2 protein-coding genes are annotated in these 1,291 nt (G+C 58.3%); one reads left to right on the forward strand and one right to left on the reverse strand.

The genetic code is table 11. The features are described 5' to 3' along the window. On the reverse strand, window positions 1-674 hold a 674-nt coding region (locus SOP95_RS31460; RefSeq protein ID WP_323609510.1), incomplete at its 3' end, for a LysR family transcriptional regulator. A 322-nt stretch (window positions 675-996) separates the two neighbouring features. Between SOP95_RS31460 and SOP95_RS31465 the strand changes: the two genes are divergently transcribed. Beyond that, window positions 997-1,291, forward strand: a 295-nt coding sequence (locus SOP95_RS31465) for an MFS transporter (protein WP_323609511.1), incomplete at its 3' end; no start/stop codon positions are given.

Raw genomic sequence — 1,291 nt, forward strand, 5'->3', positions numbered from 1 at the left:
TCCAGGCGTATATTTCGCTCGATGCCGGCCCGCGCCAGGAACGTATCGACTTCGCCGTGCCCGGTGTTCGCCGCTACGACGCGAACGTGGTCATAACTGCAATAACGCTCCAGGGTCAGGGGTTCCCGGGTAGCGGGGTGGTCCTTGCGGCACATGCAGACATAACGATGGTGAAACAGGCGCTGCTGGAAAAATCCGGCCTGCAGGTGCGGCAGTAATCCGACGGCGAGGTCGATCGCCCCGTTCTGCAAGCCTTCGGCCAGGGTATCGGAGGTGTTGCGCAGGGTGCTGATCGAGCAACCCGGAGCGCGCTCGGCCAGGGCATCCATCAGCCGCGGCATGAAGTAGATTTCGCCAATGTCGGTCATCGCCATGGTAAAGCGGCGATTGCCGTTGAGTGGGTCGAAGGTGTCCTGGCGGTTAAGCGCATCACGCAAGGTCTGAATGGCCATGGCGACCGGTTCAGCCAGCTGCTGGGCGTAGGGGGTGGGCTCCATGCCTTGATAGGTCCGAACGAACAGTTCGTCGTTCAAGGTGATACGCAGTCGCTTGAGCGCGTTGCTGACAGCGGGCTGGGTCAGGTCGAGATGATCCGCCGCCGTCGATACCCGGCGATCGATCAGCAGTTGGTTGAAGACCAGCAGAAGGTTGAGATCAAGTTCACGTAATTCCATAACGCCTCGTGCAGATTGCGTGCTCATGAGGGCGAAGATTTTCGCCCGTGGATGGGTCTGCACCGCTCTGAAATCACCGCTGCAAGCGCCAAAGCCTAACAAGTGCCAGACCGTCGCGTCCATCGTGGGATCGATGGGACTTTGCTCTCCTTCGATCTTTATTCACGTTCGAAATAATGGGTATTCGCCTGGCTGCATTTATCAGGGTTGATGGTTTGCCCATGATCGACTCCATGCCCAATCTTGCACGTTCTGGGCACCGCGCTATTCCCGGAGGCGACAGATCCTCCGGCTCTATAACAATGACAAGAAGAGCGATGCCATGCGTACGATAGATGTATCGGCCCTGATTGACGGGGCACGTTTCAATACCTTCCATGCGCGCGTGCTGTTGTGGTGCGCGCTGATCATCATTTTCGACGGTTACGATCTGGTCATCTATGGGGTCGTGCTGCCCTCATTGATGGCCGAGTGGGGCCTCAGTTCGTTGCAGGCCGGAGCGCTGGGCAGTTGCGCGCTGGTGGGCATGATGCTGGGTGCGTTGTTTTTCGGTTCATTGTCGGATCGGATAGGCCGACGCAAAACCATCATGATGTGCGTCGCCATCTTCAGCGGGG

Origin of the sequence: Pseudomonas sp. YuFO8, assembly GCF_035065025.1 — a bacterium.
GTDB classification, from domain to species: Bacteria; Pseudomonadota; Gammaproteobacteria; order Pseudomonadales; family Pseudomonadaceae; genus Aquipseudomonas; species Aquipseudomonas putida_AE.